This is a genomic window from Eubacterium sp. 14-2, from assembly GCF_000403845.2.
Taxonomy (GTDB): Bacteria; Bacillota; Clostridia; order Lachnospirales; family Lachnospiraceae; genus Petralouisia.
This window is the reverse complement of sequence record NZ_KE159567.1, coordinates 1,921,397-1,946,282: the sequence shown is the minus strand read 5'-3', so window position 1 is coordinate 1,946,282 and position 24,886 is coordinate 1,921,397. Positions and strand designations below refer to the sequence as shown.

21 protein-coding genes are annotated in these 24,886 nt (G+C 45.1%); 20 read left to right on the top strand and 1 reads right to left on the bottom strand.

Features of this window, described 5'->3' with window-relative positions; genetic code table 11:
* Positions 1-12: 12 nt before the first annotated feature.
* Entirely contained in the window at positions 13-2,361 is a 2,349-nt protein-coding gene (locus C805_RS25315) for a leucine-rich repeat protein (protein WP_016214965.1), read from the top strand.
* 64 nt (positions 2,362-2,425) lie between these two features.
* On the opposite strand, the gene C805_RS16085 is transcribed toward C805_RS25315, so the two are convergent.
* Positions 2,426-3,283 carry a PHP domain-containing protein gene (locus C805_RS16085; protein ID WP_016214964.1) on the bottom strand — a complete coding sequence of 286 codons (858 nt, stop codon included), beginning with the start codon at positions 3,281-3,283 and terminating at the stop codon, positions 2,426-2,428.
* Between the two features lie 335 nt (positions 3,284-3,618).
* Here C805_RS16085 and infC point away from each other — a divergent pair, with 335 nt between their 5' ends.
* The 19 genes from infC to rseP all read left to right on the top strand — a co-directional run bounded on the left by infC (position 3,619) and on the right by rseP (position 24,850).
* Entirely contained in the window at positions 3,619-4,113 is a 495-nt protein-coding gene (infC, locus tag C805_RS16080; protein WP_016214963.1) for a translation initiation factor IF-3, read from the top strand.
* A gap of 24 nt (positions 4,114-4,137) precedes the next feature.
* Entirely contained in the window at positions 4,138-4,335 is a 198-nt protein-coding gene (gene rpmI, locus C805_RS16075; protein ID WP_016214962.1) for a 50S ribosomal protein L35, read from the top strand.
* 24 nt (positions 4,336-4,359) lie between these two features.
* The gene (gene rplT, locus C805_RS16070; protein ID WP_016214961.1) at positions 4,360-4,716 is read left to right on the top strand and encodes a 50S ribosomal protein L20; all 357 of its coding nucleotides are present in this window, start codon (positions 4,360-4,362) and stop codon (positions 4,714-4,716) included.
* A 257-nt stretch (positions 4,717-4,973) separates the two neighbouring features.
* A complete protein-coding gene (gene rpsO / locus C805_RS16065; RefSeq protein WP_016214960.1) occupies positions 4,974-5,240 on the top strand; it encodes a 30S ribosomal protein S15 in 267 nt (88 codons plus the stop codon).
* Between the two features lie 205 nt (positions 5,241-5,445).
* Complete coding sequence (locus C805_RS16060) at positions 5,446-7,539, top strand: polyribonucleotide nucleotidyltransferase (protein WP_016214959.1); 2,094 nt, start codon at positions 5,446-5,448, stop codon at positions 7,537-7,539.
* 405 nt (positions 7,540-7,944) lie between these two features.
* Complete coding sequence (locus tag C805_RS16055) at positions 7,945-9,861, top strand: BMP family ABC transporter substrate-binding protein (protein WP_016214958.1); 1,917 nt, start codon at positions 7,945-7,947, stop codon at positions 9,859-9,861.
* A 7-nt stretch (positions 9,862-9,868) separates the two neighbouring features.
* Positions 9,869-10,495: a metallophosphoesterase family protein gene (locus C805_RS16050; RefSeq protein WP_016214957.1), complete on the top strand. Its 627-nt coding sequence runs from the start codon at positions 9,869-9,871 to the stop codon at positions 10,493-10,495.
* 196 nt (positions 10,496-10,691) lie between these two features.
* A complete protein-coding gene (locus C805_RS16045; RefSeq protein WP_016214956.1) occupies positions 10,692-11,000 on the top strand; it encodes a metal-sensing transcriptional repressor in 309 nt (102 codons plus the stop codon).
* 10 nt (positions 11,001-11,010) lie between these two features.
* Complete coding sequence (locus tag C805_RS16040; protein WP_016214955.1) at positions 11,011-13,605, top strand: heavy metal translocating P-type ATPase; 2,595 nt, start codon at positions 11,011-11,013, stop codon at positions 13,603-13,605.
* A gap of 246 nt (positions 13,606-13,851) precedes the next feature.
* A complete protein-coding gene (locus C805_RS25310) occupies positions 13,852-14,229 on the top strand; it encodes a hypothetical protein (RefSeq protein ID WP_016214954.1) in 378 nt (125 codons plus the stop codon).
* A gap of 157 nt (positions 14,230-14,386) precedes the next feature.
* Positions 14,387-17,644: a response regulator gene (locus C805_RS25305; protein WP_016214953.1), complete on the top strand. Its 3,258-nt coding sequence runs from the start codon at positions 14,387-14,389 to the stop codon at positions 17,642-17,644.
* Positions 17,645-17,838: 194 nt separating this feature from the next.
* On the top strand, positions 17,839-18,783 hold the full coding sequence (locus tag C805_RS16030; protein WP_016214952.1) for a polysaccharide deacetylase family protein: 945 nt from the start codon (positions 17,839-17,841) through the stop codon (positions 18,781-18,783).
* Positions 18,784-18,806: 23 nt separating this feature from the next.
* Positions 18,807-19,709, top strand: coding sequence for a polymer-forming cytoskeletal protein (locus C805_RS16025; RefSeq protein ID WP_016214951.1), 903 nt, complete (start codon positions 18,807-18,809; stop codon positions 19,707-19,709).
* Between the two features lie 12 nt (positions 19,710-19,721).
* Entirely contained in the window at positions 19,722-20,417 is a 696-nt protein-coding gene (gene pyrH, locus C805_RS16020) for a UMP kinase (protein WP_016214950.1), read from the top strand.
* A gap of 23 nt (positions 20,418-20,440) precedes the next feature.
* Positions 20,441-20,995 carry a ribosome recycling factor gene (gene frr, locus C805_RS16015; protein WP_016214949.1) on the top strand — a complete coding sequence of 185 codons (555 nt, stop codon included), beginning with the start codon at positions 20,441-20,443 and terminating at the stop codon, positions 20,993-20,995.
* 95 nt (positions 20,996-21,090) lie between these two features.
* Positions 21,091-21,843: an isoprenyl transferase gene (locus C805_RS16010; RefSeq protein ID WP_016214948.1), complete on the top strand. Its 753-nt coding sequence runs from the start codon at positions 21,091-21,093 to the stop codon at positions 21,841-21,843.
* Complete coding sequence (locus C805_RS16005) at positions 21,836-22,636, top strand: phosphatidate cytidylyltransferase (RefSeq protein ID WP_016214947.1); 801 nt, start codon at positions 21,836-21,838, stop codon at positions 22,634-22,636. The genes C805_RS16010 and C805_RS16005 overlap by 8 nt, the downstream gene beginning before the upstream one ends.
* A gap of 26 nt (positions 22,637-22,662) precedes the next feature.
* A complete protein-coding gene (gene dxr / locus C805_RS16000) occupies positions 22,663-23,811 on the top strand; it encodes a 1-deoxy-D-xylulose-5-phosphate reductoisomerase (protein ID WP_016214946.1) in 1,149 nt (382 codons plus the stop codon).
* A 1-nt stretch (position 23,812) separates the two neighbouring features.
* Entirely contained in the window at positions 23,813-24,850 is a 1,038-nt protein-coding gene (rseP, locus tag C805_RS15995; protein WP_016214945.1) for an RIP metalloprotease RseP, read from the top strand.
* Positions 24,851-24,886 lie beyond the last annotated feature (36 nt).

The following is a 24,886-nucleotide window of genomic DNA, read 5'->3' as shown; positions in this document are numbered from 1 at the left end:
GGGGGTTTTTGGATGAGGTATTTGAAAAAGAACATGCTATGCTTTGCGGGGTTTTTCCTGTTTTTTTGCGCGCTGTTTCTGAATATGGGGATTCTGACACACGCAGCGGGAAGCAAAACCATAAGGGCAGGCGAACAGCTTACCTTAAGAGCCGGCAGCAGCAGTTCTTCCTACCGGTGGCAGGTCAGTGATACATCCGTACTTTCGCCGGGAGAAAACGGAAAACAGTTTTGTAAAATTTCAGGATTACGGGCCGGAACAGCCACGGTTACAGTAACTTATTCCAAAATGGAATGGGACAGCAGCAAAGCGGATATATGGGGTAATATTACAGGAGACTTTGTAACCAGGCGAAAAACCGAAAGCTGGAACGTTACCGTACTTGCTGCAGGCAGCGGTGGAAGCAGTGACGCAGCACCGGTCAAAGACTGGCCGGACCCTGTCACCAGTCCGATGGGGACTGTGGGTGAACATGTGGCCGGAACCCTTGAGGACAGCTCTCTGAACCGAAGGACAAACTGGAATAATCAGGGCCTGCTGGCGGTAAAACGAAACGGCCTGTGGGGATATGCAGACAGGAACCTGAATCTGGTCATTCCGTTCCAGTTTACAGACGCATATGATTTTGAAGGCAGTCATTTTGGAAAAGTGAAGGCAGGAGGCCAGTTCTATTACATCAATGAAAAGGGAGAATACATTATCCGCCTTACACCAGGAGTATTTTACAATACGGAAGTAAAAGATACGGTAATCCGCCTTGCAGCTCCTGCCGGTATGAATTCCGGGGCCAGTATCCCTACGGAATACTATGACTGTACGGGCCAGAGGATTACAGAAGAAGAATATAACAGCGCAGCATATGCCTGCAGTGAGAAACTGGCTACAGCCGGCGGCCTGACCCGCTACCGTGAAGGGGACACAGCCGGAACCTGGGCTTTTACCAGAAGCAACGGAGACGGAACTGCGGTAAAATGGACCATGCCGGCCCCTGCAGGCATGGATGCCTCCGATAATTCCTCCCGTAATTTTCGGGAGGGCCTGCTGGTAGTGGAAAATTCCGAAGGCCTGAAAGGTGCGGTAGACAAAAAGGGAAACTTTGTGCTGAACTGTGAGTACCTTTTACTGTGTGATTCTTCCGGAGGCTGGCTGGTGGGCCGAAAAGAGGGACAGACCAGAGCAGAATTTACTGTTGTGAGAAACCCTCTGTATCCCAGGGTTACCGTAAGAGGCATGGAAGCCGCATCCCCTTCCGGCAATGCAGATACCAATTTCTCCATATCCCGGCTTATGTCAGCAGCTTCTCTGCCCGCAGCAGCGGAAATTCAGATTTATGCAGACAGAGCAGAAGGACTCACTTTCTCTTCTCCTGTTTCTGCAGACGGCGGAAGAACCTGGTCTTTCATTGCCGCAGACTCTGCAGCAATGCAGACCACATACCTTATTGAAATGACAGAGGTACTGGAAGGAGTTACACTGGACAACACCAGTCTTACACTGGAAAAGGGGACAGGCCATACGCTTCATGCAGCATGTTCTCCGGCGGAAATTACCGGGACAGCATTTACATGGACCTCCTCCGCACCCCAGGTGGCGTCTGTATCCCCGGAAGGTACCGTCAGTGCAGTGAGCAAAGGAACAGCTGTGATTACTGTGAACTGTATGGGACTGACTGCTTCCTGTGAAGTGACGGTTGCAGAACCGGAACCTGGAGAAACCGGTGACAGCAGGCAGGAAACAGAGCCGGAGGAAGAAACAGAAGAGAATGATTCTCCCGTTCAGAAAAAGCCAAAAGACGGAGACCTGGTAACCACAGGGAAGATAACCTGCAGGATTATCAGCACGAAAAAGAAAACCGCAGAATACAGAAAAACCTCTGTTACCTCCGGCAGCATCTCCATTCCAAAGACAGTTACCATTGACGGAATGAAATATAAAATCATAAAAATCGGGGACAACGCTCTGAAAGGGAAAAAGAAAATCACGAAAGTCAGTATCGGAAGTAATGTGGAAATCATCGGAAAACAGGCCTTTTATAACTGTACCGGATTAAAATCCGTCACACTCCCGGCAAAACTTACCGCCATAGGGGACAAAGGATTTTATAAGTGTACGTCTCTTGGCAGCATTGTGATCCCTTCCAAAGTAAATAAAATCGGAAAATCAGCCTTTTACGGAAACAGGAAACTGAAGAAGATTACTGTAAAGTCCACAAAACTTACAAATAAAAATGTGGGTGCCAATGCATTTAAAGGGACAGACAGCAAAGCCACTGTCCGGGTTCCGGGGAAAAAACTGTCTTCCTACCGGAAACTGTTCAAATCAAAGGGAATGAGTGGAAAAGCAGTATATCGGAAAAACTGAAAATTTTTATCCAAAACAGCAGGCTGTACAAAACATGTACAGCCTGTCTGCAGATACCTTACATTCAACTGAAAGCCTGTTTTATTTTTTCAAGCAGTTCATAAGGAATCTGAAGGTTTCCTTTTCCGGTACCCAGATGAATGTATGGCTTGTTACTGCCATGGAAATCAGAACCGCCGCTGATTAAAAGGCCGAATTCCTCCGCAAGTTTCAGAAGAGCCCGTTCATCCCCCGGTTCATTCATGGAATAAACTGCCTCGATCCCGGACAGACCGGACGCTTTCAGCTCCCCGATAAAAAACCGCAGCCTGTCCCGGTTCATATGGCACAGAATCGGATGGGCAAAAAACGCAAGTCCTCCGCCTGTCTGAATCAGACGGACAGCCTCAAAAGGAGTGATTTTTTCACGAGGCACATAGCAGCGGCAGTTATCCCCCAGATATTTACGAAATACCGTTTCCCGGTCTCTGACGAACCCGTGTTCCACCAGATATCTGGCAAAATGAGCCCTTGTGATCACGCTGTTTGGATTTTCACGATAAAGATCTTCCATGGTAATGTCAAATCCCTCTTTCTGAAGGAGCGCGGTCATTTTTTCATTCCGACTGTCCCGGCTGTCTACGAATTCCTGCAGTTTTGCAGCGAATTCCGGATTATTTTCGTCAATGTAATAGCCCAGAATATGAACCTCCGTACCGGAGTAATCGGTGGAGAGTTCTATGCCGGGAACCAGCTCTATACCAAGATCCTCTGCCAGCGGACGGGCCTTTTTTATACCGCCTGTGGTATCGTGGTCCGTAAGGGCAATGGCAGAAAGCCCCGTTTCTTTCGCGAGTTTCATCAATTCTTCCGGTGTAAGGGTCCCGTCTGATTCTGTGGAATGGGTATGCAGGTCAATCCTGTCTGTACGATAATCAGCCATAATAATGTTTTCCTCCAAAAAATATACTGCAGAATGCTTTTATTGATTGTAACAGAGAAGCGGAATTTTTAAAAGAGCTGATTTGCGTATTGATTCGGAAAAATTTGAAAAACCCCTTGACGGAATTGCCGAAACGTGATAAAGTTACAGAGTTGTAAGAAGAAAGTAGAGTATCCGCTCTCACCTTAGCACAATTGGGTGACTAATGGTCTATATTTGAAATCAGTCATATAATTTCCATGGCTGTGGTGTTTGAATATAATTGAAGTGGATAGTCTGTCCACTTTTTTAGTATGTAAATTAATTTTTGGAGGTGCGCGGCCATTAGTGAATTAATGATTAATGAACAAATCAAGGATAAGGAGATTCGTCTAATCGGAGAAGACGGAGAACAGCTTGGCATTATGCCGGTCAGGGAAGCCATGAAGATTGCTCAGGAAGCAGAGCTTGATCTGGTGAAAATTGCCCCGACTGCAAAGCCGCCCGTATGTAAGATTATCGACTATGGTAAGTATAAATACGAGCTGGTAAGAAAAGAAAAAGAAGCCCGGAAGAAGCAGAAGACTGTTGAGATAAAGGAAATCCGTCTGTCACCCAATATTGAGGCAAACGATCTGAATACAAAAATTAATGCAGCCAGAAAATTTATTTCAAAAGGTAATAAAGTAAAAATCACTCTGCGGTTCCGCGGCAGGGAGATGGCACATATGCAGAGCAGCAGACATATCCTTGATGACTTTGCAGAACATTTAGCAGAAATTGCTACAGTGGAAAAAGCACCAAAACTGGAAGGACGCAGCATTAGCATGGTACTGACAGAAAAGAAATAACCGGATATTAAGGAGGAAGTTAAAATGCCAAAAATGAAAACAAGCAGAGCAGCAGCAAAACGTTTTAAAAAGACAGGAACCGGAAAATTAAAAAGAAATAAAGCCTATAAGAGCCATATCTTAACAAAGAAATCTCCCAAGAGAAAGAGAAATCTGAGAAAATCAGCTATCACAGACGCTACCAATGTTAAGAATATGAAAAAGATTTTACCGTATTTGTAAGAATGAGTTAAGGAGGAAGCAGACATGGCAAGAATTAAAGGCGGCTTAAACGCCAGAAAAAAACATAACAGAGTATTAAAACTGGCAAAAGGATACAGAGGAGCACGTTCCAAACAGTATCGTATAGCAAAACAGTCTGTCATGAGAGCCCTGGCAAGTTCTTATGCAGGAAGAAAAGAGAGAAAAAGACAGTTCCGTCGTCTCTGGATTGCACGAATCAATGCTGCAGCCAGAATTAATGGAATTTCCTACAGTCAGTTTATGCACGGACTGAAACTGGCAGGGGTGGATGTAAACCGCAAAATGCTGGCAGAGCTGGCAGTAAATGACGCAGAAGGATTTAAAACTCTGGCAGAACTGGCAAAAAGCAAAGTAGCATAGTGTTATTCATACTGTGAAAGTTATCACTTTTCTGTTCTGTGTGCCTGTCAGGAATGCAGAACAGAAATTTACTTTACAGGCACAGCTGCCTGTGATATAATGTTTCCCGGTGGGTTCAGAAAGCCTGCCGGAATTTTGAGAGAGCCCATATTCAGTAACCGGATGACTCCGACCCTTACTTAATATCTCACAGACGGACTTTTTGAATGTTCAGAACCGGAAAGGGCGATAATAATATTTGAGGAGGTTATCATAAGATGATAGCAAAAGAAAAGAAACAGGCAATCATTGCAGAATACGCAAGAACACCGGGAGATACCGGTTCACCTGAAGTTCAGGTTGCAATCCTGACCGCAAGAATTCAGGAATTAACAGAGCATCTGAAAGAGAATCCCAAAGATCATCATTCCAGACGCGGACTGTTAAAAATGGTAGGTCAGAGACGTGGTATGCTCAGCTATCTGAAAAAGACAGATATTGAAAGATACCGTAATTTAATTGAACGTTTAGGAATCAGAAAATAATTCCTTTTTCGAGATAGAGCGGTTATCCGCTCTATTTTGTCTTACAGGAAGACCTTTACACACTAAAGTGTGAAAGCGTCTTCCTGTAAGACAGTAAACAGGGATGCGCACGCAAATGCAGAAAACCATGCCCCTTTGGGACGCATTTGCAGCGCAGAATCTCGCATTGCGAAATTCTTTTTTATCTGAATTAAAGGAGAAAAATATGTTTAAACAGTTTACCATGGATTTGGCAGGAAGAACCCTGCGTGTAGATATTGGACGAGTTGCGGCCCAGGCAAACGGTGCGGCATTTATGCATTACGGTGATACCGTTGTATTGTGTACTGCCACCGCATCGGACAAACCCAGAGAAGGAATAGATTTCTTCCCGTTAAGTGTGGAATATGAAGAGAAGCTGTATTCCGTTGGGAAAATTCCCGGAGGATTTAACAAGCGGGAAGGCAAGGCTTCTGAAAATGCAATCCTGACTTCCCGTGTGATTGACCGTCCCATGCGTCCCTTATTCCCGAAGGATTACCGGAATGATGTGACACTGAACAATCTTGTTATGAGCGTGGATCCCCAGTGTCGTCCGGAACTGGTGGCTATGCTGGGTTCAGCCATCGCTACCAGTATTTCCGATATACCTTTTGCAGGCCCCTGTGCAACTACCCAGATAGGCATGATTGACGGAGAATTTGTGGTAAATCCTTCTCAGGAACAGTGGAAAAACGGCGATCTGAATCTGACGGTTGCCTCCACCAGCGAAAAGGTTATTATGATTGAAGCCGGAGCCAATGAAATTCCGGAAGATAAAATGCTTGAGGCAATCTACAAAGCCCATGACATTAACCAAACTATCATTGCTTTTATCAATGAGATTGTGGCGGAAATTGGAAAAACAAAGCACGAATATACAAGCTGTGCCGTACCGGAAGAACTGTTTTCCGCTATCCGGGAACTGGTGCCGCCGGAAAAAATGGAAGAAGCGGTATTTACGGATGAAAAGCAGGCACGGGAAGAAAATATCCGGAAAATAACCGAACAGCTGGAAGAAGCATTTGCAGAAAAAGAAGAATGGCTGGAGGTTCTGGGAGAGGCAATTTACCAGTACCAGAAAAAGACAGTCCGCAAGATGATTTTAAAAGATCACAAAAGACCGGACGGTCGTGCCATTGATCAGATTCGTCCTCTGGCAGCAGAAATAGATCTGATTCCCAGAGTCCATGGTTCCGCCATGTTTACCAGAGGTCAGACTCAGATCTGCGATGTGGTAACTCTTGCACCTCTGTCTGATGTTCAGCGTATTGACGGTCTGGATGAAAATGAAGTAAACAAGCGTTACATGCATCACTATAACTTCCCTTCCTATTCCGTAGGGGAGACAAAACCCAGCAGAGGTCCGGGACGACGGGAAATCGGCCATGGCGCACTGGCAGAACGTGCACTGATACCAGTGCTTCCCACAGAAGAAGAATTTCCCTATGCAATCCGCGCAGTTTCAGAAACCTTTGAATCCAACGGTTCCACTTCCATGGCCTCCACCTGCGCTTCCTGTATGGCGTTGATGGCTGCAGGCGTACCCATCAAAAAAATGGTGGCTGGTATTTCCTGCGGTCTGGTAACCGGCGATACCGATGATGATTATATTGTACTGACAGATATTCAGGGCCTGGAAGATTTCTTCGGCGATATGGACTTTAAGGTGACCGGTACGCACGAAGGTATCACAGCCATCCAGATGGATATTAAGATTCACGGACTGACCAGACCTGTTGTGGAGGAAGCCATCCGCAGAACAAAAGAAGCCAGACTCTACATTATGGATGAAGTAATGTCCAAAGCCATTTCCGAACCCCGGAAAGAGGTGGGAGAATACGCACCCAAAATTGTTCAGGTTCAGATTGACCCGGCGAAAATCGGTGACGTGGTGGGCCAGAGAGGCAAAACCATCAATGCCATTATTGAGCAGACCGGCGTAAAAATTGACATCAGCGATGAAGGCGCTGTATCCATCTGCGGCACAGACCGGGAGATGATGGATAAGGCAGTAAAACTGATTGAGATTATTACCACAGACTTTGAAGCCGGACAGATTTTCGTGGGAAAAGTAATCAGTATCAAGGAATTCGGAGCATTTCTGGAATTCGCCCCAGGAAAAGAAGGAATGGTTCACATTTCCAAAATTTCCAGAGAGCGGATTAATCGGGTAGAGGATGTGCTGACCCTGGGCGACATGGTGAAAGTAGTCTGCCTTGGCAAGGATAAAATGGGAAGAATCAGTTTTTCCATGAAGGATGTACCGAAAAATAAATAAGTATTTTCAGAGCAGTCATTTTTCATATTTGTGAAAGGTGGCTGCTTTTTTATCTTATAGGAAAGACCTTGTCACGCTAATGCGTGAAAGTATCTTTCCTATAAGATAAAAATAATATGCGCACTCGCACAAGAGGTAAAATATTGCTTCGCAATTGTGCTCGGCGCAGCAAACCGTCCAGGTCCCTCATGAGTGAGGGATTCAGGGATTTGAAGCGGACCTGTCCGCTTTGTTCTTATTGCCGGAATACTATCCCATATGCCCCGAAGAAATGTTCAAAAAGAACGTAGATTATCCTGGTAATCTGTGGTAATATATAGCCGAATGAAAACAGAAAGAAAGAGAAAACATAACAATGACTGTAAGTATGAAATTTACAGCACAATACAAGCATGGGAGGACATTATGGGAAAAGAAGATTACAGAAAAGCACTGAAAGCAGGAAAGAGAGACTATCAGGCCAGGCTGCTTCGGGGAGAAAAGCCGATTTTAAAGGTGCTGGATGATTTTCTTCCGGAACGGGGGTCTTATTCGGAAACACCTCTTGGTCTTGTACAGGTTCCCATAGATCAGATTGAAGGGACAAAAACATTTGGAAGAAGCAGCTCTTTTGCGGGAAACTTTATGCCTATTCTGCGAGAGGACACCGAATTTGCCGCAAAATGGATAAAGTTACTTGATTCTCATGTGGAAGAAGGCATACGTGAGCCAATCAAAGTTTACGAATACATGTATAAATTTTATGTGGTGGAGGGAAACAAACGGGTCAGCGTCATGAAATATTCCGGCGCTGTCTCCATTCTGGGAAACGTGACCAGAATTATCCCAAAACGCAGTGAAGAAAAAGAAAATAAGATTTATTATGAATTTCTGGATTTCTACCGTCTGGCTCCTGTGAATTATATCTGGTTTACCCAGGAAGGCGGATATGCAAAACTGCAGGAAGCGGTGGGGAAGGAACCGGATGAAGTCTGGACCGAAGAAGACCTTTTGAAATTCAGCTCCATTTATACCAGATTTACAGCTGAATACCGGGCAAAAGGCGGAAATAAACTGAAGAATTCACCAGGAGATGCATTTCTTTCTTTTATTATGCTCTACGGCTATGATGTAATAGAGGACAAAACAACCAGTGAAATGCAGGAACTGGTGGCAAAGAGCTGGGAAGAATTTGTACTTCTGGGAGAAGAATCAGAGATTGACCTTAAGATGAAACCCAATCAGAAGAAAAAGTCATTGCTTGATATTCTGCACCTGCCGGCCCTTGCTCCGGGAATATTGAAAATAGCCTTTATCTATGAAAAAACACCGGGAACTTCTGCATGGACCTATGCCCATGAACTGGGCAGGCTGCATCTGGAACAGACATTTCCGGAAGAAGTACAGACCATCTGTTACGAAAACGGAACCACGGAAAATATTGATGCGCTGCTTGACGAGGCCATTCAGTCAGAATGCGACCTGATTTTCACCACCACGCCTCCATTCGCTCAGGCCAGTGTAAAAGCAGCAATTAACAATCCTAAAGTCCGGATTTTGAACTGTTCTCTGAATACATCCCACCGATATATCCGGACTTATTATGCCCGGATGTATGAGGCAAAATTTCTGATGGGTGCCATTGCCGGAGCCATGGCGGAGAACAATCGGCTGATGTATATTGCAGATTACCCCATTTATGGATCTATCGCAAATATCAATGCCTTTGCCACAGGGGCAAAAATGACCAATCCCTGGGCTAAAGTATACCTGGAATGGTCTGCCAAAAAAGATATGGACATTGAAGAACGTATCCGGGAGAGCGGTTCTTCCTGTGTTTCCGGACGGGATATGGTAATACCGGAGGAGGCCTCCAGATTTTTTGGACTTTATCATATTAATAATGGCAGTCCAAGAAATTTTGCCATGCCTCTGTGGCACTGGGGCAATTTCTATGAACAGCTGATCTGGGCAATTATGGACGGAACCTGGAAATACGATGATGACCCTTCCACAAAAAAAGCCATCAATTACTGGTGGGGAATGGAAGAAGGGGTGGTAGATGTGGTATTTTCCAAATATCTGCCAAATGAACTGAGACGTCTGGCAGGACTGTTAAAATCTGCTATCTGTTCAGAAGTATTCAATCCCTTTTCCGGCATTTTATACTCTCAGACAGGCACCGTGCTGAATGATCCTGACGGAAGCCTTTCTCCGGAGGAAATTATGACCATGGACTGGCTGGCGGATAATGTAATCGGCTCTATTCCCAAAAAAGAAGAACTGAAGGAACAGGCTGAGCCGGTAATGAAACAACAGGGTGTAAAAAAGAAAGAAGGTTAATCTCAGAATGAAAATACTGGCAATTGCAGATGAGGAGTCAAAAAGTTTATGGGAATTTTACGACAGAAGTAAACTGGAGGATGTGGAGCTGATTATTTCCTGCGGAGATCTGGACCCGCACTATCTGTCTTTTCTGACTACGCTTTCTTCTGTGCCGGTGCTGTATGTACATGGGAACCACGATGGAAAATACGACAGAGTTCCTCCGGATGGCTGTATCTGTATTGAAGATCAGATTTATGTTCACAATGGCATACGGATTCTGGGACTGGGAGGCTCCATGCGTTACAATGCGGGAAAACATCAGTATACGGAATGGCAGATGAAACAGCGGGTGGCAAAGCTCCGGTTTCAGATTTTCCGGAAGCGGGGCTTTGACATCCTGGTAACCCATGCCCCGGCCTACCAGCTCAATGACGGACGGGATCTTACCCATCAGGGATTCCAGGTGTTTCGGAATCTGATAGAAAAATATAAGCCGAAATACTTTCTCCATGGCCATGTACATTTGTCTTACGGGGGAAATCATAAGCGTTACGACAAATATCAGAACACCCATATCATCAATGCATTTGAGAAGTGTATGTTTGAATTTGAGGCAGAGAATCCAAAGGATTCTCTGTCCGGATTTTGAAAAAGTTAATTCAATCTCTTGAATATGAAAAAACAGAAGGCGTAAAATCAGCAACAGCTTATGCAGAATAAAGCAGCAGGACCATATCCCGGTAAGATGATCCTGCTGCTTTATTCTGTCTTCCGTACAGATAAGATTCCTCTTGCAATATACCCCCATAGGGTATATAATGATTCTGAAAGGAGGGAATGATGATATGGAAGAAGAAAAAGAACCATGCAGCTGTCACAAAACAAAAAAACGTTCCGGAAAAGAATATAAAGATTTAATCAACCGCTTAAACCGGATAGAGGGCCAGATCAGGGGAATCAGAGGGATGGTGGAAAAAGACGCTTACTGTCCTGACATTCTGATTCAGGTGGCAGCTGCCAATGCAGCTTTAAACAGTTTCAATAAAGTTCTGCTGGCGAATCATATCAGAACCTGCGTCATAGATGATATTCGAGAAGGCCGGGAGGAAACTGTGGATGAACTGCTGGTTACCCTGCAAAAACTTATGAAATAAGGTGATAAATATGGAACAGTATACAGTAACAGGTATGAGCTGCGCAGCCTGCAGCACCCGTGTGGAAAAGGCAGTTTCCAAAGTACCAGGCGTCAGTTCCTGTGCAGTCAGCCTTTTGACCAACTCCATGGGTGTGGAGGGAACAGCTTCAGAACAGGACATTGTAAAAGCAGTGGCAGAAGCCGGATACGGCGCCGCTCGTAAGGGAACAGCATCCGAAAAGGGACAGACCGGACAGAGTTTTTCAGGAGAAGAACTGCTGAAAGACCGGGAAACACCTCTGTTAAAACAGCGGCTTCTGGCTTCTCTTGGATTTTTGCTGATACTGATGTATCTGTCCATGGGACATATGATGTGGAACTGGCCTTTGCCGGCAGTTCTGGCGGAAAATCATGTGGCAGCAGGACTTATGCAGCTTTTGCTCACTGTGATTATAATGGTAATCAATCAGAAATTTTTTATCAGCGGATTTAAAAGTCTCCTCCACAAATCTCCAAACATGGATACCCTGGTTGCCCTTGGGGCTACGGCAGCCTTTGGCTACAGTACCTGGGCCCTGTTTGCCATGACCGCTGCCCAGCAGAAGGGAGACATGGCAGGTGTAATGGCATATATGCATGAATTTTATTTTGAATCTGCAGCCATGATTCTGACATTGATTACCGTGGGTAAAATGCTTGAGGCCCGCTCCAAAGGAAAAACAACAGACGCATTAAAAAGCCTGATGAAACTGGCGCCCAAAACAGCCACCATCCTTCTGGATGGGAAGGAGACAGAGGTTTCCATTGAACAGGTAAAAAAAGGTGATATTTTTGTGGTACGTCCCGGTGAAAATATCCCGGTGGACGGCATAATACTGGAAGGCAGCAGCGCTGTAAATGAAGCGGCATTAACGGGAGAAAGCATTCCATGTGACAAAACAGCCGGAGACAGCGTATCGGCCGCCACCTCCAATCAGTCCGGATTTCTGAAGTGCCAGGCTTCCAGGGTGGGCGAAGATACTACCCTGTCTCAGATTATCCAGATGGTAAGCGACGCGGCAGCCACAAAAGCTCCCATTGCCAAAATAGCAGACAACGTATCTTATATATTTGTACCGACGGTAATCGGAATTTCCCTGCTGACCCTGCTGGTATGGCTGCTGACCGGCGAATCCCTGGGATTTGCACTGGCCAGAAGTATTTCCGTGCTGGTAATCAGCTGTCCCTGTGCCCTGGGACTTGCAACACCGGTGGCCATTATGGCCGGCAGCGGGATGGGTGCAAAAAACGGTATCATGTTTAAAACAGCCGTATCTCTGGAAGAAACCGGAAAAATGGAAATTGTGGCTCTGGACAAAACAGGCACCATTACCAATGGAGAACCGAAAGTTACAGATTTGATACCTGCCAGGGGGATTTCAGAACATGAACTTCTTACCGCTGCCTGCGGACTGGAACAGAAAAGCGAACATCCTCTGGCCAGAGCTGTGCTGGAATATGGAAAGGAACAGAACATTCAGGCTCCGGAAATATCCGATTTCCAGGCACTGCCGGGAAACGGTCTTTCAGGCACCTGGAACGAAGATTTTATCTGCGGCGGAAATTACAGTTTTATCAGCAGTCAGGCTGAAATTCCTGATACATTAAAGCAGCAGTCCGAAGAACTGGCAGAAAGTGGAAAAACACCCCTCTTTTTTACCGGAAACGGACGGATAATCGGTATGATTGCCGTTGCAGATGTGATGAAAGAAGACAGCGCTCAGGCTATCCGGGAACTGAAAAATATGGGCATACACGTGGTAATGCTCACCGGGGATAATCAGCGCACCGCTCAGGCAATTGGCCGGCAGGCAGGAGTGGACGAAGTAATTGCAGGCGTTCTTCCTGACGGAAAAGAAGCTGCCATCCGCAGTCTTCAGAAAAAAGGAAAAGTTGCCATGGTGGGAGACGGCATTAACGATGCCCCGGCCCTGACCAGAGCAGATATGGGAATTGCCATCGGCGCAGGAACGGATATTGCCATTGACGCGGCAGATATTGTACTGATGAAAAGCCGCCTCAGAGATGTTCCCGCCGCCATACGTTTAAGTCGGGCAACTCTGAAAAACATCCGGGAAAATCTTTTCTGGGCATTTATCTATAATATAATTGGTATTCCTCTTGCAGCAGGCATATGGATTCCGGTATTTGGGTGGCAGCTCAACCCCATGTTTGGAGCAGCTGCCATGAGCCTGTCCAGTTTCTGTGTGGTAACAAATGCACTGCGCCTGAACATGCTGCGGATTCATGATTCCCGAAAAGACAGGCCTCTCAGGAAAAAAGGGTCAAAAAAGTCTGAAAACCACACCCCGGTTACAGACCTGAAAGAAACGGAACATCTTAACACAACCAGAAATATAAAGGAGGAACAGAACATGGAAAAGACAATGAAAATCGAGGGAATGATGTGCGGACACTGCGAAGCAGCCGTAAAGAAATGTCTGGAAGCATTTCCGGAAGTATCAGAGGCAAAAGTAAGTCATGAGTCTGGTACGGCAGTCATAATACTGACCGGAACCGTTTCAGACGAAGCGCTGATAAAAGCAGTGGAAGAAAAAGATTATAAAGTAATTTCCTTACAGTAATCAGCAGCTTTTCCTGCTAATCTGGTGCCATGGGGCCTGTCTTCTGACAGGTCCCATGATTGCCTTATTGCAAAATCCGGAGATTTATCGTTAAAAATGCACAAAAACAGTCTATCTGTCCCTTGTACTTTTTACTGAAAATAAATTTTTTCCATAAAATTCCTGACAAAAACCGAAAAAAATGGTAAAATAGTACCATAAAATCTGCTGTAACAGATGACTAAAATCAGACAAGGGGTGATCAGGATGAAATCATTAGTCAACGAAACCGTTTCCCATGACAAATTTGGCACAGGAAAAATTGTGGAAGAAACTGCCCTCAAAATACGGGTGCAGTTTTTCGGGACAGAGCAGCCCAAAATTTTCGCTTTTCCCATTGCTTTTGAAAAATTCCTTGTACTGGAAGATACAAACCTGCAGGAGGAATGCCGGAAGCTGGCTCAGAAAAAACGGGAAGAACTGGAACAGGCAGAAGCTGAGCGTCTCGCCAAAATCAGGCGTATTGTGGATGAAAACCACAGGGAGCGGATGGAAGCGCTGAAAAAGAAACGACAGCCGGGCAGAGGCAGACCTAAAACCATCGGAACCGCCGCAGCTGAACCGAAGAGCGATACGAAAAAGTAAAATATGCACATAACATCGGAAAGAGAATCCTGCTTTTCAGGATTCTTTTTTTATTGCTTTTCTGCCGCTGAAAGGGTTATAATAAAGGAAATGTTAAAAATCAATACAGGCAGTAAAAGAAAATGCCGCAGTTTCAGCCGAACAGAGGAGCAGTTTTATGGATGACAGGGCGCGTGAGAACAAAATCCGGGAACAGGAGATGTTACTGGAAAGTATTTATGATACTATTGAATTCGGAATTATCCGCTACGTGGTAAAAAATGGGAACGATTGTGAAATATTGTCCATGAATCAGGCAGCATTGCATATGCTGGACTATGAGACAGTACAGGAGTGTGTAAATGATGGTTTTTACGGAGTGGCAAGCCATGTGTCAGATGAGGACAAACCCAAAATCCTGTCTCTGACAAATTCTCTGGGAAAACCTGGGGATATGGTAAAATTTGAGTATCAGGCCAAAAGTAAATCCGGAGACAGCCGTTGGATATCTGCCAGTTCAAAGCTGCTGAAACTGGATCAAAATCAGAATCCGGTGATTCAGCGTACCATGACGGACATTACAGAAAAAAAAGAACTGGAACTGCAGCTTCGGCAGGAGCGGGAAGTCTACCAGCTTGCTCTGGAAAGCAGCGCGGATATTCTGTATGAATACGATATGACAAAAGACTGTCTGATTATGTATATGCCTTATACAGATAGTTATGGCAATAAACATACCAGACAGGAAATTATTGCAGATTACCGGAACAAGGTAATCGCCGGGGAATCTGTCCGGGCAGAAGACGTTTCCAAACTGAAAAAACTCTTCACAGGCAGTATGGAAGACAATATGGAGATTCAGCTCAAAACAGAGGAAGGCGTCCGCTGGTACCGGGTATTCGGAAAGAAAGTATTTGAAAATGGCCGTGCCATCAGAATTGTAGGCACCATGCACGATATTCATGAAGTCAAAGAAGTTCAGCGGGAAAACCAGAATAATCTGGAAGAACTGAGAATCAACCGTCTGGCTATCAATTCTCTGAGTAATTCCTATACGGGCATTCATTATGTAAATCTCCGTTCAAACACTTACTATGCAGTCCGGATACCCGGACATTTAAAAAGCATGATTCCCAAACGAGGCGATTACACGGATGTGATTTATCACTATATCGAAACACAGGTGGCGTTTGAAGACAGAGGAAAAGTGAGCAAATTTGTAGATCCCGAATATCTGATCAGGCAGTTAAGTCCCAGAAACAGCCATATTGAGACAGAATTTCGCTGTGTCAGAAAAGAACAGAACCATCCTGTATGGAACCGCCTGGAAATCAATCTGGTTTCCTGCAAAAACAATATACCGGAATATGTCACCATCAATTTTCTGGATATTACCGGCGAAAAGCGCCGCGCCCTGAAACGTCAGTACGATAATGCCCTGCTGGGATATGCAATTTCCGATTCCTATGATTCCATTTTTGAAATCGGTCTAGAGCACGATACTGTTTACCGGGTAATTTTTGACGGAAAAGAAGTTTCAAGAAAAAAATACGCCCGGCATTTCACTGATATGGTACAGGAAAATCTTCAGCATCTTATACATCCGGATTCCAGAGAAGAATATCTCCTGATGATGAATCTGGAACGTCTGCGTACTCAGACCGGGGAAAATTACAGTGAACTGCTGATTCAGAACGAAGAAGGCAGTTACGAATGGATTTCCCTCACTCTGCGTACGGTCGTCAGAGACAACAGTAAAAGAATGCTTCTGTTTACCAAAAATGTGGATGCCCGGAAACGGAAAGAACTGGAAACCCTGGAACGGGAACAGAAAAGCCGGGAAGCCATTATGGAGGCCTGTGAAGCAGCCAATCGTGCCAATGAAGCCAAAAGCCAGTTTTTATCCAGAATGTCCCATGATATCCGAACGCCTCTGAATGCCATTATTGGAATGACAGCCATTGCGGGAACCCATCTGGACGACAGGGACAGGATTCAGGACTGTCTGGGAAAAATTTCCTCTTCCGGAAAACTCCTTCTGAATCTGATTAATGAAGTTCTGGATATGTCAAAAGTGGAAAACGGAAATATTTCACTGAATGAAGAAGAATTTAATCTTTCCGATATTATTCAGAATATCCTGGAAGTGATAAAACCCAACCTGACAGAAAAATCTCAGGAAATCAAAGTGGATATCAGGTCTCTGCAGCACGAAGAAGTTGTGGGAGACACCCTGCGGCTGCAGCAGGTATTTATGAACCTTCTTTCCAACGCCATCAAATATACACCGGAAGGGGGCAGGGTAACGCTTCATATCCGTGAGCGGAAATCCACTGTGAGCAGCGCAGGCTGTTATGAATTTATTTTTGAGGATACCGGAATCGGTATGGCTCCGGAATTTATTCCGAAGCTGTTTGAGCCCTTTGAACGGGCAGAAGACTCCAGAGTCAGCAAAATACAGGGTACCGGCCTTGGAATGGCAATTACCCAGAGTATTGTACATATGATGAACGGCACTATTCATGTGGAAAGTGAACTGAATCAGGGCACCCGCATTACCGTCACCATTTTTCTCAGACTTCAGGACAGGGAACTGGAATCTGTGGCAGAACTGGAAGACTTATCCATACTGGTGGTAGATGATGATCCGGACATCTGCGAACATACCTGCGTCATGCTGAAAAATATCGGTATGCGGGGAGAAAGTGTCTGCTCCGGTGCCGATGCAGTGTTAAGAGTGGAAAATGCCCATCAGCGGGATGATGATTATTTTGCAGTGATTATGGACTGGAAAATGCCGGGGATGGACGGAATTGAAACCACACGGGCTATCCGGAGTCTGGTGGGACCGGAAGTACCGGTCATTATTCTTTCCTCCTACGACTGGTCTGAAATCGAAGCAGAAGCAAAGGAAGCAGGGGTAAACGGATTTATTTCAAAGCCCCTGTTCCGTTCCAGACTGGTATATGCCCTGAAAAAATTCCTTCCAGGCAGCGAAACGGAACATACTGTTGAAACAGAACAGATTCATTTTGAGGAAAAACGGATTCTGCTGGTAGAAGACAATGAACTGAACCGTGAAATCGCAGAAGAAATCATCGGAGCAACAGGTGTGACAATTGAATGCGCTGAAAACGGAAAAGAAGCGACAGATCTGGTAAGTTCCAGACCGGAAGGATATTATGACCTGATATTTATGGATATTCAGATGCCGGTTATGGATGGATATGAGGCCACAAAGGCCATACGTGAGCTGGAAAAACAGCGGCAGCAAAGTGTTCCTGTCATAGCCATGACTGCCAATGCCTTTATGGAAGATATCCAGAACGCCAGGAAAGCGGGCATGAATGCACACCTGGCAAAACCCCTGGACATCCGCCAGTTAATGGAAACATTGAAAAAATGGCTGGCTCCAAAGGAAAATGGACGCAATTAAAAAAGGAATTTTAATATTTCAGAAAAAGATTCTGTTTTTTTCTGAAAATGCATAGAATATAAGTTGTATATTCTGGATATTATATCAAATATACAAAAAAAAACTTCTATTTTTTCGCATATTTTTAATGTAATTTTTGAAAAATGTGTTACAATAACTTATAGCGATGCTTAAAATACCGGGGAGGTCCGTACATGGAAGAGAATGCAGCCAGTGGATTGCGTGAGCAGCAGTTAAGACGAAAACGAATTAAAAAAATAAAGTCGACGATTGTTACAGGAATCGTAATCTGGATTTTAACAACGAGCATATTGACGGTTACCCTGTTTGTTAAACTGCTTCATATGGAAGACAGACTGGACGAGCTTGCAAAGTCCGTGATTTCCGTGGAGCAGGTTATGGAAAACCAGCAGGAAAAAAGCGCAGCTTCTCCAAAAGAAAATGCGGAAACTCTGGACACGGTAAAGAACGGGGCGGAAGAAGATAATCTGCTGAAGGAAGGTCAGACACAGAAGGTTTACCTGACTTTTGACGACGGCCCAAGCGAAAGTACCGCCCGGATACTGGATATCCTGAAAGAGAAAAATGTCAAGGCAACTTTTTTTGTAATTGGACAGGAAGACGGGGAATCAAAAGAACTGTACCAGCGGATTGTAGCTGAGGGGCATACGCTGGGAATGCATTCTTTTTCACATAAATATAATGTAATTTACGAATCTCTGGAAGCATTTTCAGAAGATATGGCACATCTGCAGTCCTATCTGGCAGAAGTTACGGGAGTCACACCGGAGATTCTGCGCTTTCCGGGAGGAAGCAGCAATCAGGTGAGCAATACGGATATGAAAGAATTTATCCGTTTCCTGAAAGAAAAAGGGATTACCTATTATGACTGGAATGTGGCCAGCGGAGACGCTACCAGTCATGCCTATACACCGGAAGAACTGGTGCAGAATGTTATGAATGATGTGGGAAGATATGAGACATCCATCGTGCTGATGCATGATTCATCTGCAAAATCCGGTACCGTGGAGGCGCTGGCGCCGATGATCGACCAGCTGAAGGAAATGGGTGCAGAACTGCTCCCCATTGACGAAAATACAACGCCCATACAGCAGATACCTGCTGACAGCGTTGATTAACAATAATTTATGGAGGTACATATATGAGCTTTTTTAAGGAATTTAAAGATGACTTATCTCAGGCAGTAAACGAACTGCTTCCGGGAGAAGAAGAGTTAAAAGCAACGGTTCCTGAACAGCCGGATCTGGTGGTGAATACTCTGGAACAGGAAGTGGACGTACAGTCTGAATTAAAAAAATTAGAGGGCCTGTTTGAAAAAGTAGATGAAACTGCAGCCAGACGGTCAGAAAAGCCTGTTGTTCCCCCGGTGGAAAAACCTGCCGAGGTACCAGCCCCCGCCATACAGGAAGCAATTCAGGAAAAACAGAAAGAAACAGTAAAGCAGAAACCTGCAGTAGCAGAGAAGCCGGAACATAAGGAGGAAACGATTGTGAGTACAGAAGCTGTGAAAGAAGAAAATGTAGTAAATGCTGTAAACGGAGCAGAAGAATTAATTGCAGAATCAAAAGGCATTGGTTCTCTGTCAGATGAGATATCAGATGAAGTAACGGTAATCACAGAGGGAACATCTCTGAAAGGTGATCTGGAATCTATCGGTTCCTTTGAACTGAGAGGAAAAATTGACGGAAATGTCCGCTGCAACGGCAAAGTAACAATTACCGGAAGCCTCAAAGGAAATGCAGAAGCATCTGAATTTTTCGCAGACGCTGCAAAAGTGGAGGGAGAGATTTCCACCAGCGGAACTGTTAAGATTGGCCTTGGCTCCGTAGTAGTTGGAAATATTACAGCAAGCAGCGCTGTAATTGCAGGCGCTATTAAAGGTGATATTGACGTACAGGGACCCGTTGTTGTAGATACCTCTGCAGTTGTAATGGGCAATATCAAATCACGTTCCGTACAGATTAACAACGGTGCGGTAATCGAAGGTTTCTGCTCTCAGTGTTATGCAGATGTGGATATGGAGACTTTTTTTGAAAAAAAATAAGGAAGGCATCCGATGAAGAGAATATTATTAAAGTTAAGCGGGGAAGCACTGGCCGGTGACAAACATACCGGATTTGATGAAGCTACTGTTATGGTAGTGGCAAAACAGGTAAAACAACTGGTGGATTGCGGCACAGAAGTGGGAATCGTGATTGGCGGCGGCAATTTCTGGCGGGGAAGAACCAGTGAAAATATCGACCGCACCAAAGCAGATCAGATCGGTATGCTGGCCACAGTGATGAACTGTATTTACGTGTCTGAAATTTTCCGCTCTGTGGGAATTATGACACAGGTTCTGACACCTTTTACCTGCGGCGCTTTTACGAAACTGTTTTCCAAAGACAGAGCCGGTAAATATTTTTCAAAAGGAATGGTCTGCTTTTTTGCAGGCGGAACCGGGCATCCTTATTTTTCAACGGATACCGCTACCGTACTGCGTGCCGTTGAAATTGAGGCAGAGGGAATTTTCCTTGCAAAGGCCATTGACGGTGTATATGACAGCGACCCGAAGATCAATCCTGCTGCTGTAAAATATGATGAAATTTCTATTCAGGAAGTGATTGACCGGCAGCTTGCTGTGATAGATCTGACAGCATCCATCATGTGTATGGAAAATAAAATGCCTATGTATATTTTCAGTTTAAATGAGGAAAACAGCATTGTAAAAGCAATCAGTGGGGAGTTTTCCGGTACAAAAGTTACAGTATAGCATAAAATTGGGAGGGTTCTTATATGGATGAAAGGTTACAGCAGTACAACAATAAAATGCAGAAATCTTTTGATAATCTGCTGAAGGAATTTGGTTCTGTTCGTGCAGGCCGCGCCAATCCTCATGTGCTGGATAAGCTGAAGGTGGATTATTACGGAACGCCTACCGGTCTTCAGCAGGTGGCAAATATTTCAGTTCCGGAGCCAAGAATGCTTCTGATTCAGCCCTGGGAAGCAAATATGGTGCGTGTAATTGAAAAAGCGATTCTTACGTCTGACCTGGGAATCAACCCTTCCAATGACGGTAAGGTGATTCGTCTTACATTTCCTGAACTGACAGAGGAACGAAGAAAAGAACTGGCAAAAGATGTGAAGAAAAAAGGTGAGGCCGCAAAAGTTGCTGTTCGCAATATCCGCAGAGATGCTAATGATTTTCTGAAAAAATCAGGCAAATCCAGCGATATTTCAGAAGATGAAATCAAAGAACTGGAAGAAAAAGTTCAGAAACTGACAGACAAATATGTGGCTGATATTGATAAAGCAGTAGAAGAAAAATCAAAAGAAATTCTTACAGTATAAATCCGCCTGCGAGAGAGTTCGCAGGCGAACTCTTTTTTCTGTGAAGTGTAAAGTACATGACTTTCCTGTAAGGATAAAGCGTATAGGAGGTAATTATGGAGGTTCCACAACATGTAGCAATTATTCTGGACGGAAATGGAAGATGGGCAAAGCAGCATGGCATGCCCAGAAATTACGGACACACTCAGGGAGCCAAAAATGTGGAAACCATCTGCCGGGAAGCCTGGAATATGGGTATCAAATATCTGACTGTTTATGCATTTTCAACAGAAAACTGGAGCCGTCCCAAAGATGAAGTAGGTGCCCTGATGAAGCTGCTGCGAAATTATATGAAAAACTGCATGAAAACTGCAGAAAAAAATCACATGCGTGTAAGAGTTATCGGAGATATTTCCAGACTGGAACCGGATTTGCAGGAGAGTATTCACAGACTGGAAGAATTTTCTGCAAATCAGGACGGACTGAATTTTCAGATTGCCATCAATTACGGCAGCCGGGATGAAATGCTGCGGGGAATGAAGCAGATGCTGTCAGATTATGGAGAGGGAAAATTTGACTTAAAGGATCTGGATGAAAAAATGTTTGAAAATTATCTGGATACCAGAGGCATTCCCGCTCCGGATTTACTGATTCGCACCAGCGGGGAACTGCGGCTTTCGAATTATCTCCTCTGGCAGCTTGCATACAGTGAACTCTATTTCACAGATGTGGCCTGGCCTGATTTTACAAAAAAGGAATTAGAAAAAGCTGTTCAGGACTATAATAAAAGAGACAGACGTTTCGGCGGTGTGACAGATCCTGTATCCAAACCTGCAAAAACAGATAAAGGAGGAACAGAAGGTGTTTAAAACACGGTTGTTGAGTGGAATCATTCTGGTAATTGCCGCACTTGGCCTTATTATTACAGGGGGAACCGTATTGCTTCTGGGACTTACAGCTGTTTCACTGATTGGATTATATGAGCTTTACCGGGTATTTCATATGGAAAAATCCCTTCTGGGGCTGGTGGGATACGCAGCAGTGCTTCTCTATTACCTGGATTTGTATTTCCCCTTTATTCCGGAATTGGACGTATTTGTCCTGGGGCTTCTGATTCTGCTGATGGCAGTTTATGTTTTTTCATTTCCAAAATACCAGGCCAGTCAGGTGTTTGCCGGATTTATCGGGGTATTTTACGTCGCGGTAATGTTATCCTGTATTTACCAGACCAGGGAACTTCCGGCAGGGGCCTATATTGTCTGGCTGATTTTCCTCTGTTCCTGGGGATGCGACACCTGTGCTTACTGTGTGGGAGTGCTGATTGGAACACATAAAATGGCGCCGAAACTGAGTCCGAAGAAATCCATAGAAGGGGCAGCAGGCGGCATTGTGGGAACCATCCTGCTTACCCTCCTGTACGGCAAAGTATTTCAGGAGCAGATGCAGCTTTCCTCGGCACATATTTTTATTCTGGCCGGAATTACCGCTGTGGGCGGCCTGATTTCCATGATTGGAGACCTGGCAGCTTCTGCTGTGAAACGCAATTATGAGATTAAAGACTATGGAAAGCTGATTCCGGGACATGGAGGTATTCTGGACCGTTTTGACAGCGTTATTTTTACCGCTCCCATTATTTATTATATGGCGCGGTTTCTGATATAAAGATTGCCAGGTGAAAGAGGTAGTTTATGAAAAAAATTGCAATATTAGGCTCCACCGGTTCCATAGGGACGCAGACCCTTGACATTGTCCGGGAGCAGAAAGATATTCAGGTGACAGCACTGGCCGCCGGGAAAAATATCCGGTGTCTGGAAGCACAGATTCGGGAATTTTCTCCGGAAGTAGCCGCTCTCTGGGGGGAAGCAGACGCCCGTTCCTTAAGAGAACTGGTGAAAGACCTTCCCGTCAGAATTGTATCCGGTATGGAGGGGCTTCTGGAAATAGCCACAATGCCCGGAACAGAAATTTTGGTCACAGCCATTGTGGGAATGCTGGGAATCCGGCCCACCATTGCGGCTATTGAAGCCGGAAAAATAATTGCCCTTGCCAATAAAGAGACACTGGTGACAGCCGGCCATATTATCATGCCCCTGGCCAGGGAAAAACATGTCTCCATTCTTCCGGTGGACAGTGAACACAGTGCCATTTTTCAGTCCATGAACGGAGAACGGGAACATGGAAATGAAATTCACAAAATTCTTCTGACAGCCTCCGGCGGACCATTCCGGGGAAAAAAGCGTGAAGAACTGAAACAGATGCGGGTGGAGGATGCATTGAAGCATCCCAACTGGTCCATGGGGAAAAAGATTACCATTGACTCTGCCACCATGGTAAACAAAGGACTGGAGGTTATGGAGGCAAAATGGCTCTTTGATGTGGAACCGGAACAGATTCAGGTAGTGGTACACCCCCAGAGTATTATTCATTCCATGGTGGAATATAAAGATGGTGCAGTGCTGGCACAGCTTGGAACTCCGGATATGCATCTGCCCATCCAGTACGCTTTATATTATCCCCAACGCAGAAATTTATCCGGAAAACGTCTTGATTTTTATCAGCTTTCCGGCCTCACCTTTGAAAAGCCGGATATGGAGACATTTCCCGGCCTGAAACTGGCTTTTCAGGCCATGGAGCGCGGAGGAAATCTGCCCACCGCCTACAACGCGGCAAATGAAAAGGCAGTGGCTCTGTTTTTAGAGCGAAAAATTTCTTTTCCGGAAATTCCGGAACTCATAGGTATCTGTATGGAACAATGTAGATTTGCAGAGAATCCTTCCGTGGAAGAAATTCTCGCAACGGAAGCAGAAGCGTATGCGCTGATAGAGAGCAGGTGGTAATATGAATATCATAATCGCAATTATCATTTTCAGTATTATTATTTTATTCCATGAACTGGGCCATTTCCTGCTGGCTAAATGGAACGGAATCAGAGTCAACGAATTCTGTCTTGGCATGGGGCCCACACTGGCAGGATTTACCAGAGGAGAAACGAAATATTCCCTGAAACTGCTGCCTTTTGGTGGAGCCTGTATGATGGAGGGGGAAGACGGAGAAAGCCAGGATGAAAAATCTTTCAACAGCAAATCCGTTCTGGCCCGAATCAGCGTAGTGGCGGCAGGACCTGTTTTTAACTTTATCATGGCATGGATATTCGCATTGATCGTAGTGGGAATCATAGGATATGACCGGCCGGTACTGTCCGGCGTTATGGAAGGATTTCCCGCAGAAGAGGCAGGCCTCCAGGCAGGAGATGAAATCATTTCCATGAACGGCCACCGCACCCATTTTTACCGGGAAGTCAGCCTGTATTCCGGATTCCATCCGGGAGAAGAAGTAGATCTGGTCTATGAGCGGGACGGAAAACGTTATGAGGTAACTTTATCTCCCAAACTGGACGAAGAATCCGGCAGAGAACTGATTGGTCTCAGCGGCCGGCCCCTGGACCGGGAAAAAGGAACGGTATTCCAGGTAGTGCAGAACAGTTTTTACGAAGTACGGTACTGGATCTGGAATACACTGGAAAGTCTCCGTATGCTGTTTACCGGCAAAGTGGGAATGAAAGATCTGTCCGGCCCGGTGGGACTTGTAAAAATGATGGGAGATACCTATGATAACAACCAGACTTACGGGGGAACCGGGCAGGCCATACTGAGCATGGTGAACTTTTCCATTTTCCTGTCTGCAAACCTTGGAATCATGAATCTTCTGCCCATTCCCGCACTGGATGGAGGCCGGCTGGTATTTCTGGTAATTGAGGCCATCCGCAGAAAGAAAATTTCGCCGGAAAAAGAAGGCATGGTGCATTTTGTGGGGCTTATGGCATTGATGGCGTTGATGATATTTGTTATGTTCAACGACATTAAAAATCTGCTGTAATACAGAAATTTTTCTGAGATTCCTGTACGAACAGAC

What these genes read in the sequence shown, in the direction of transcription:
- C805_RS25315 (WP_016214965.1), top strand. Translation starts at nt 13, where the DNA reads ATGAGGTATTTGAAAAAGAACATGCTATGCTTTGCGGGGTTTTTCCTG.
- C805_RS16085 (WP_016214964.1), bottom strand. Translation starts at nt 3,283, where the DNA reads ATGGCTGATTATCGTACAGACAGGATTGACCTGCATACCCATTCCACA.
- infC (WP_016214963.1), top strand. Translation starts at nt 3,619, where the DNA reads ATGATTAATGAACAAATCAAGGATAAGGAGATTCGTCTAATCGGAGAA.
- rpmI (WP_016214962.1), top strand. Translation starts at nt 4,138, where the DNA reads ATGCCAAAAATGAAAACAAGCAGAGCAGCAGCAAAACGTTTTAAAAAG.
- rplT (WP_016214961.1), top strand. Translation starts at nt 4,360, where the DNA reads ATGGCAAGAATTAAAGGCGGCTTAAACGCCAGAAAAAAACATAACAGA.
- rpsO (WP_016214960.1), top strand. Translation starts at nt 4,974, where the DNA reads ATGATAGCAAAAGAAAAGAAACAGGCAATCATTGCAGAATACGCAAGA.
- C805_RS16060 (WP_016214959.1), top strand. Translation starts at nt 5,446, where the DNA reads ATGTTTAAACAGTTTACCATGGATTTGGCAGGAAGAACCCTGCGTGTA.
- C805_RS16055 (WP_016214958.1), top strand. Translation starts at nt 7,945, where the DNA reads ATGGGAAAAGAAGATTACAGAAAAGCACTGAAAGCAGGAAAGAGAGAC.
- C805_RS16050 (WP_016214957.1), top strand. Translation starts at nt 9,869, where the DNA reads ATGAAAATACTGGCAATTGCAGATGAGGAGTCAAAAAGTTTATGGGAA.
- C805_RS16045 (WP_016214956.1), top strand. Translation starts at nt 10,692, where the DNA reads ATGGAAGAAGAAAAAGAACCATGCAGCTGTCACAAAACAAAAAAACGT.
- C805_RS16040 (WP_016214955.1), top strand. Translation starts at nt 11,011, where the DNA reads ATGGAACAGTATACAGTAACAGGTATGAGCTGCGCAGCCTGCAGCACC.
- C805_RS25310 (WP_016214954.1), top strand. Translation starts at nt 13,852, where the DNA reads ATGAAATCATTAGTCAACGAAACCGTTTCCCATGACAAATTTGGCACA.
- C805_RS25305 (WP_016214953.1), top strand. Translation starts at nt 14,387, where the DNA reads ATGGATGACAGGGCGCGTGAGAACAAAATCCGGGAACAGGAGATGTTA.
- C805_RS16030 (WP_016214952.1), top strand. Translation starts at nt 17,839, where the DNA reads ATGGAAGAGAATGCAGCCAGTGGATTGCGTGAGCAGCAGTTAAGACGA.
- C805_RS16025 (WP_016214951.1), top strand. Translation starts at nt 18,807, where the DNA reads ATGAGCTTTTTTAAGGAATTTAAAGATGACTTATCTCAGGCAGTAAAC.
- pyrH (WP_016214950.1), top strand. Translation starts at nt 19,722, where the DNA reads ATGAAGAGAATATTATTAAAGTTAAGCGGGGAAGCACTGGCCGGTGAC.
- frr (WP_016214949.1), top strand. Translation starts at nt 20,441, where the DNA reads ATGGATGAAAGGTTACAGCAGTACAACAATAAAATGCAGAAATCTTTT.
- C805_RS16010 (WP_016214948.1), top strand. Translation starts at nt 21,091, where the DNA reads ATGGAGGTTCCACAACATGTAGCAATTATTCTGGACGGAAATGGAAGA.
- dxr (WP_016214946.1), top strand. Translation starts at nt 22,663, where the DNA reads ATGAAAAAAATTGCAATATTAGGCTCCACCGGTTCCATAGGGACGCAG.
- rseP (WP_016214945.1), top strand. Translation starts at nt 23,813, where the DNA reads ATGAATATCATAATCGCAATTATCATTTTCAGTATTATTATTTTATTC.